At 67.1% G+C, this 7,846-nt stretch carries 4 protein-coding genes; all 4 read left to right on the top strand.

Features of this window, described 5'->3' with window-relative positions:
- Nucleotides 1-61 precede the first annotated feature (61 nt).
- A complete protein-coding gene (locus Q1U94_RS08920; protein WP_300543529.1) occupies nucleotides 62-1,771 on the top strand; it encodes an autotransporter assembly complex family protein in 1,710 nt (569 codons plus the stop codon).
- Between the two features lie 3 nt (nucleotides 1,772-1,774).
- The gene (locus Q1U94_RS08925; protein WP_300543531.1) at nucleotides 1,775-5,836 is read left to right on the top strand and encodes a translocation/assembly module TamB domain-containing protein; all 4,062 of its coding nucleotides are present in this window, start codon (nucleotides 1,775-1,777) and stop codon (nucleotides 5,834-5,836) included.
- A 101-nt stretch (nucleotides 5,837-5,937) separates the two neighbouring features.
- A complete protein-coding gene (locus tag Q1U94_RS08930) occupies nucleotides 5,938-6,975 on the top strand; it encodes a mechanosensitive ion channel domain-containing protein (protein WP_300543533.1) in 1,038 nt (345 codons plus the stop codon).
- On the top strand, nucleotides 6,968-7,846 hold an 879-nt coding region (locus Q1U94_RS08935), incomplete at its 3' end, for a zinc transporter ZntB (RefSeq protein WP_300543535.1). The genes Q1U94_RS08930 and Q1U94_RS08935, both read left to right, overlap by 8 nt.

Here is a 7,846-nt window from a genome sequence, read left to right on the forward strand (position 1 = left end):
TGGGGACGACAGCCGCGGGCAGGTTCTATAGAACCAAGGCAATTGCCCTTGGTGATATCGCGTGACCTTCAAACTCGTTCCCGTTCTGGCATTGCTGGTAACCGGTCCTGCCTTCGCCGATCCGCTGGCCCGGATCGAGGGCGTGTCGGATGCGTCCCTGCGGGCGGCGCTGGAAACCGCGATCGGCGAGCGCGAAGCGCAGACCGGCGGCGTTTCCAGCGCCCTGAGAGACGCCCGGACCGCGGCCGATCGCGCCCGCCGGCTGCTGCGCTCACGCGGCTATTACGCAGCGACGCTGGACCCCATGATCGGTCCGCAGCAGGAAGCGGTTGTCCAGATCACCCCCGGTCCGGTGTTCATCATCGCCGACATTGCAACAGAAACCGGCGGCGATGAGAACGCCCGCGCCACGGCCCGGGATGCGATCGGCCTCCAGACCGGAACGCCCCTGCGGGCCCAGTCTGTGATCGATGCCGAGGCGCAGGGGCTCGTTGCCCTGCATAATTCCGGCTGGCCTGACGCCCGGATCGAGGAACGGCGCGTCGTGGTCGACCACGCCACCGAAGAGGGCCGCATCACCTTCCGCTACGCACCGGGACCGTGGTCGACCTATGGCGAGATCGAGCGGGATACGGGTCCGTGGAACCCGCAATTCATCGCCCGCATGTCGCCCTTTACCACCGGCGCTCCTGCCAATCGCGAAGAGATACTGGAATACCAGAGGCGCCTGAACGAGCTGGACAGTGTCGGCACGGCCGACATCACGCTGGGCCCGGTCGGCGAAGACGGCAACCGGCCGGTCGATGTCGAGCTCACACCCTCGGCCCGGCATTCCATCGAGACCGGACTGAGCTATTCCACCAGCGAAGGCGGCGGCGGCAATGTCAGCTGGATCCGGCGCAATCTGCGCGGCAATGACGAAACCCTGACCCTGTCGGCCGGGATCGCAACGCTGAACCAGTCATTGCTGGCCAGCGTGTCACGTCCGCACTGGCGGCGCTTCGACCAGACCCTGCGCCTGCATGCCGGTCTGGTCAGCGAGGACACGGACGCCTACCAGCAGGAAGAGGCCGAGATCGGTGTGGAGGTCACCCGGCGCGACGGCCGGCGGACCTATGGTATCGGCCCCCATATCGACTGGTCGCGCGTCACCGATGCGGTCGGCGAACGCGACGTCATCACGGCCGCCGTCGATCTGGTCGCTGGCTATGATTCCCGTCCGGACCCGCTCGATCCGGACAGCGGAATCTATGGCATGGTCCAGGTGACGCCCGCGGCGACGCTGGGCGATTGCGGCTGCCAGTATGTGCGTCTGGAAGGACGGGCGCGTACCTACTACCGGCTCAACGACACCATTGTGGCAGCGCTGCGCATGCGGGTCGGGTCTGTCTTCGGCGCCTCGGCAACGGCCATGCCCGCCGACCAGCGCTTCTATGCCGGCGGCGGCGGTTCGGCGCGCGGTTTCGACTATCAGTCCCTCAGCCCGCTGGCGTCGGACGGGACACCCTTCGGCGGGATTTCCGTCGTCGAGACGAGCGCCGAGCTGCGCTGGCGCGTACGCGAGCGATGGGGTGTGGTCGGGTTTGTCGACTCGGCCATGGCCTCCAGCGACCGCCAGCCGGACCTCTCCAATCTGCGTACCGCGGTCGGCGTGGGCGTGCGCTACTACTTCGACTTCGCCCCCGTGCGGGTCGACATCGCCACACCGCTGGACCGGCGTGACGGCGAAGATCCCGTGCAGATCTATTTCAGCCTCGGCCAGGCTTTCTGATCCATGACAGCGCGCCAGGTCATAGTCCGCATCCTGCGCTGGAGCGCGGTCACGATCGTGATCCTCGCCGCGCTCGTGGCCGGACTGCGTCTGGCAGCAGGCGGTGCGCCGGGGCGTTGGCTGGTAGCCAGCCAGCTGGACGGCCGCGAGATCGGCGGCCAGACGATTGCCATCGAGGGCCTGTCCGGTGACCCGCTGTCCCGTCTGCATCTGGGCCGGCTGACACTCGCCGATGCCGACGGCGTCTGGCTGACGGCCGAGGACATCAGCCTCGACTGGCAGGCCTCAAGCCTGTTGTTCAAACCGTACCGGGTCCGCAGCATCAGTGCGGCCCGGGTCGACATCTCAAGGCGGCCGGCCGGGCGTGACGACACGCCAGACAGCGATGGCGGCCTGCCAGACCTGCCGGACCTCATCCTGGGTGAGCTGACCATCGCGGAACTTGCCCTTGCCGAAGGCGTCGCGGGACCGGCATCGCGCCTGCGTATCCACGCGTCGGCCGAGACCGGTGCGGGCGACGGCGCCCGCCTCTATCTGAACGCCGAACGGATCGACGCCGAGGGCGACCGTCTTGCCGCCGACCTGCGCGTCGATGCCAGCGGTATCGCCGGCACGCTGGACGCCTACGGCGCTGCCGATGGACCGCTCGCCAGCCTGCTGCGCCTGTCGGGTCGCACGATCCACGCCGAAGGCGAGATAGCGGGCGATGGCGATGCGGGTGAAGGCAATATCGTCCTGCGGGCCGGCGTGCAGGAGATGGCGCGGGGCCGGGTCAACTGGACGGAACGCACATGGCGCGCCGAGGGCCGGGTCGACATCCGGGGCTGGGGTCTGGTGCCGGAAAGCTATCGCGACCTGGCGGGTGACGCCGACATTGTCGCCGAGGGGAGCCGCGAGGCCGGCCTCTCCTTCACCCGCCTCCAAGCCGAGACCAGCAGCGGCTCCGCCACCCTCGCCCCGGCCGGCGAGAATGTCTGGACGGTCAGCGCTCACGCCGGAGCCGGCACGATCGCGGCGCTCACGTCCGGACGCGTGGCAGCCCGCGCGGCACGCTGGTCCGGCCGGGTCGAGACAGGCGGCGGACTGCGGCTGGACGGTGAGCTCACCGCGGACGCGCTGGCTGTCGACTATGTCACGGCGGAACAGGTCTCCGGCCCGGTCACGGTGGTGCGCCGCGAAGGGCGCTACATGATCGAGAGCCGGCTGGACCTGCAATCGCCGCACCTGGCTGTCGAACAGGCCGCCCCCCTGATCGGCGACACGGCGACGCTGGATTTTGCCGGCACCTGGGACGGGCAAGGCCGCGCGCTGGAGATCGACCGCCTGGCCGTCGAGACGGATCATGCGCGCCTGGACGCCTCCGGCCGCTACCCGCTTGGCGAAGACGATCCCACGCTGGATGCGGTTCTGGCGATCAACGACATTGCCCGCCTCACATCGCGCGCATCGGGCCCGGCCCGCCTGACCCTGAACGCACAATCCTGGCAAAGCGCACACCTGGGCATCGACGCAGCCTCTGTCGTCTGGGACCCGGCCTATGCAGACCTGCTGCAGGACCTGGAGGGTGAAGTGACGGTCGCGCGCGCGGAGGACGGCTGGCAGATGCGCGACATCCGCGCCCGCGCCAACGGCGTAGACCTTTCCGGCCAGGGACAGGCACGCGGCCAGGGCTGGACAGCCGAGGGTGATCTCGCCCTGTCCGGCCAGCTGCCCCTCGAGGCCGCACAGATCGACGGCGCCCTGGCCACGGCGTTCCGTGTCAACGCCGCCGGAAACGGACGCATCGAGATCCGCACGGCGACACGCAGCAATGCCATTACCGCCGGCCAACTCACGGTCAACGAACCCAATCTCGCAATCGAGACGATCTGGCAGGACGGCAACCTGACGGCGGACTGGATCCTGGAGGCGACGCGCAACGGCAAGCCGGTCCGCATGACTGGCGCCGTCACCCATGCCGGCGATACCTGGTCGGCGCGTATCGATGAGAGCCTGATCGGACCCTTCCGGGTGTCGGCCTCGGCCGAGCAGACGACACAACGGCTCGACGCCGCCTTCAACATGGAGCTGGGCGACCGGGCCCGCTCCAGCATCCGATATTCCGCCTCACCGGACGCCCCGCGCGACGGTGTGCTGGATGCCGAACTCATCGTATCCGGTCACTCGTTCTCGGGCGGCTACCTGGCCGAGGCGACGCTGCGGCTGGACGGTCCCCTGTCGGACATGGCTGTACGAACGACCGCGACCGGACGCCTGCGCAGTCCGCTGACCCTCAATGCCGCCGGCCGTCTGGGCATCAGTGAGGACGGTGCCGTATCGCTGAGCCTCAGCCCGTCGGGCCGCTGGAGCATCCATCGGATCCGCACCGCCGAACCGATCACGCTCGAGTATGCCAATGGCGATTACCGCGCCGGAGGTGCCACCACGATCGGCGACGGCACACTGTCCTGGCGCTATGCCCGTACCGGCAGCCAGGCTGAACTGGAGGCCGGGCTTGCCGGACTGCCCGTCACCGTCATTGCCGATATCACCGCCTTCCCGCCGGCGGCGGGCATGCTCTCCGGCGAGGTCCGGCTGGAACGTATCGACGGCCTCTGGCAAGGCGGTGCCGAGCTGGGCATTGAAGACCTCGCAGCGCTTGCAGCCGACAGCGCACAGCCCGTCGACGCCGGTCTCGTCCTCGACGTCGCCGAAGACGCCCGTGTCGAGGTGACGCTGACCGGCAACGATCTCGCCGGCAATGCCACCCTCGTGCGGGAAGGTCCTACGCCCCGCCTCGCCATGCTGGCCGGCGAGGATGGCAGCCCGGTCTCCGGCCGGTTGCGCCTTCGCGGCGATATTGGCGACCTCGCAGCCCTGCTTGTGCCGCCGGAAGCCCGTGTCGATGGTGGCGAGCTGGTGGCCGAGGTCGACCTCGCCGGCGTCCGCGGCGCGCCGGAACTGGCCGGCCGTCTGCAGCTCTCCGGCGGCCAGGTCACCGCTGCAGCAACGGGCGCCACGATCCGCGACCTGGAGATCATCGCAACCTTCGACGGCAGCGGCCTGGAACTGACCCGATTGTCCGCGAGCGATGGCAATGGCGGGCGGCTGACAGGGTCTGGCATCGTGCGCCTGCCTGCCGAAGGTCCCCGCGGCGAAGCCGAACTCGACTTCAACCAGTTCCAGGCAGCCCGTCTGGGCGACATGACCATCCAGGCGACCGGCAATGCCAACCTGGCGCTTGATGACCGGGGTCTGCTGATTTCCGGTGCGGCAAATGTCGACCGCGCCCGTATTCGTCCCTCGATGAACGGTGCGGCCTCGATCCCGGAAATCGACGTGCAGGAGATCAACCTGCCCAAGGGACGTCAGAGCTATTCACGCAGCGTGTTGCCGATGCGGCTCGATTATTCCATCGAGGCAGACCGCAACATCTACATCACCTCCTCCACCTTCTCGTCGGAATGGGGACTGGACCTCAACGCCAGTGGCGCTGTCGGCAAGCCAGAACTGAACGGCCGGGCCATGCTGCTCGACGGTACGGCCTTCGTCTTCAATCGCCGCTTCCGGCTGCAGGGCGGCGAAGTCCGTTTCGACGGCGCACCGGAGAATGCCCGCGTTGACTTGACCGCAGCACATGAGCGCACCGGCTTTTCCGCGACAGCACGAATAGAGGGCCCGGTCAGAAGTCCGCGTGTGACCCTGAGCAGCGATCCTGCGCTGCCGGAAGACGAGATTCTGTCGCGCCTGCTGTTCGACGAGTCGGTGAGCGAGCTGGGCGCGTTCGAAGCGGCGCAGCTGGCAGCCCAGCTTTCCGGGCAGAGCCTTTTGAATATTGTCGGCCAGCTGCGCGATCTCGCCGGGATCGACCGGCTGTCCGTCTCGACGGACTCCGATGGCAATATCGCCGTCACCGGCGGCGTCCGGCTGGGCGACAACGTCTATGTGGAGGTGGGCACCGGCAGCACGTCGGCGCTCGGGCAAGCGCTGGTCGAATGGCAGCTGACGCCCGACCTGAGCGTGCTCTCGCGCCTCTCTGCCGATACTGACGCCTCGATCGCGATCCGCTGGCGGCGCGACTACTAGCACAGCTTTCCGTCAGGCCGCTCCCTTCCCGGTCCTTGCCTGTCTGCCCGGCCGGGGTTAGGCAGGTATCAGCGCAATTCACCCGGATCACCGCCAAACGCATGAAGAGCTTCCTTCTTTCGATCATCAAGCCGAGCGGGCTCTGGGCCCGGATACTGGTCTTCGCAACACTCGCCGGGATCGTTGCCGCCGGCCTGACCGGCCATTTCGAGTTGTTGCGCCAGTATCTCGACACCGACGGCCTGACCTACCAGGTCGGCGATGTGCGGATCAGCGCCTACAGCGTCCTGCGCGGCATACTGGTTCTGGCGCTGGTTTTCTGGACAGCCGCAATCCTGTCGGACCTGATCGAGAAGCGCCTCGCCCATCTCAGCCGGATGCGCAAGACGACCCGGGTGCTCGTCACCAAGGTCTTCCAGATCGCCCTCTACATCCTGTCCGGTCTCGTCGCACTGGACCTGATCGGGCTCGATCTCACCACCCTCACTGTCTTCGGCGGGGCGCTGGGTATCGGTCTCGGCTTCGGATTGCAGAAAGTCGCGTCGAACTTCGTGAGCGGCCTGATCCTGCTGTTCGAACGCTCGGTTGAGCAGGACGACCTGATCGAACTCCCGGACGGCACAAGCGGCTATGTGCGTCGCTCGAGCGCCCGCTTCATCCTGATCGAGACCTTCGACGGCAAGGAAGTGCTGGTCCCGAACGAGGACTTCATCACCAACCGGGTCACCAACTGGACCCTGTCCAGCTCGAAGGCGCGGGTCGAGGTGCCGGTCGGCGTCGCCTACGGCTCGGATCTGGAAAAGGTCCATGCGCTGATGCTGGAAGCCGCGCGCGAACACCCGCGCTGTCTCGGGGACCCGGAACCTGTTTGCTTCCTGCGCACCTTCGGCGACAGCTCGATCAACTTCCTGCTCTATTTCTGGGTCGCCAATATCATCGACGGCCGGATGGCGCCGCAGAGCGAGGTGATGTTCGCGATCTGGCGGAAATTCCGCGAGCAGGGCATCGAAATTCCATTCCCGCAGCGCGACCTTCATATTCGCACCGGGCTGCCCGGCCGTGACGCCCCCTTCCGCGAACCCCGCTGGAGCGGCGAACCGGACGAAGCAAGCGGCAACAGCGAGGGCAGTGATGCCTGACAGCAGCGCCATCCTTTACGCCGCCACCATCAATGGTGACGGATCCGGCACGCGATTGTCGCAGGACGAAGCCTCCAGCCATGCCCGCGACGACGATCTGGCCTGGGTTCACCTCGACGGGCGCCATCCCGACACTCGCCGCTGGATAGAGACAGAGCTGGACTATCTGGATCCGCTCGCCATCGATGCCCTGCTCGCCGAGGAGACCCGCCCGCGCCTTGTGGAATTCGAGCGCGGCGCGCTGCTGATCCTGCGCGGCGTCAATCTCAACCAGGACGCGCAGCCAGAGGACATGGTGTCGATCCGACTTTGGGTCGATGCCCATCGCATTGTCTCGGTTCAGTTGCGCACGCTCAAGGCGGTGCGCGATATCCAGGACCGGCTCGATACCGGTACCGGCCCGAAGCATTCAGGCGATTTCATCGCCACATTGTCGACCCGCCTGTTCGAACGGATGGAGCCGGTGATGACGGATCTTCACGTCGCCCTCGACGATGTCGAGGAAGAGGTGATGGACTCGCCGTCGGTCGAGGAGCGCCAGACCATCGTCACCCTGCGCCGGCAGGCGATCATCTTCCGGCGCTATTTCGCGCCCCAGCGGGATGTGATTGCGCAACTGCGCGCGCTTGATTTCGCCTGGCTCGATGTGCCTGCCAAACGCCGGTTACAGGAAAATCTCGACCGGATCACCCGTTATCTGGAAGACCTCGACGCCATTCGCGAACGCGCTCAGATCGTCAAGGACGAGCTGGCCAACGCGCTTGCCGACCGGATGAACAAGACGCTCTACGTGCTCTCGCTCGTCGCCGCGATCTTCCTGCCGCTGGGCTTCCTGACCGGCCTTCTGGGCATCAATGTCGGCGGCATGCCC

Origin of the sequence: Maricaulis sp., assembly GCF_030149515.1 — a bacterium.
Classification (GTDB): domain Bacteria; phylum Pseudomonadota; class Alphaproteobacteria; order Caulobacterales; family Maricaulaceae; genus Maricaulis.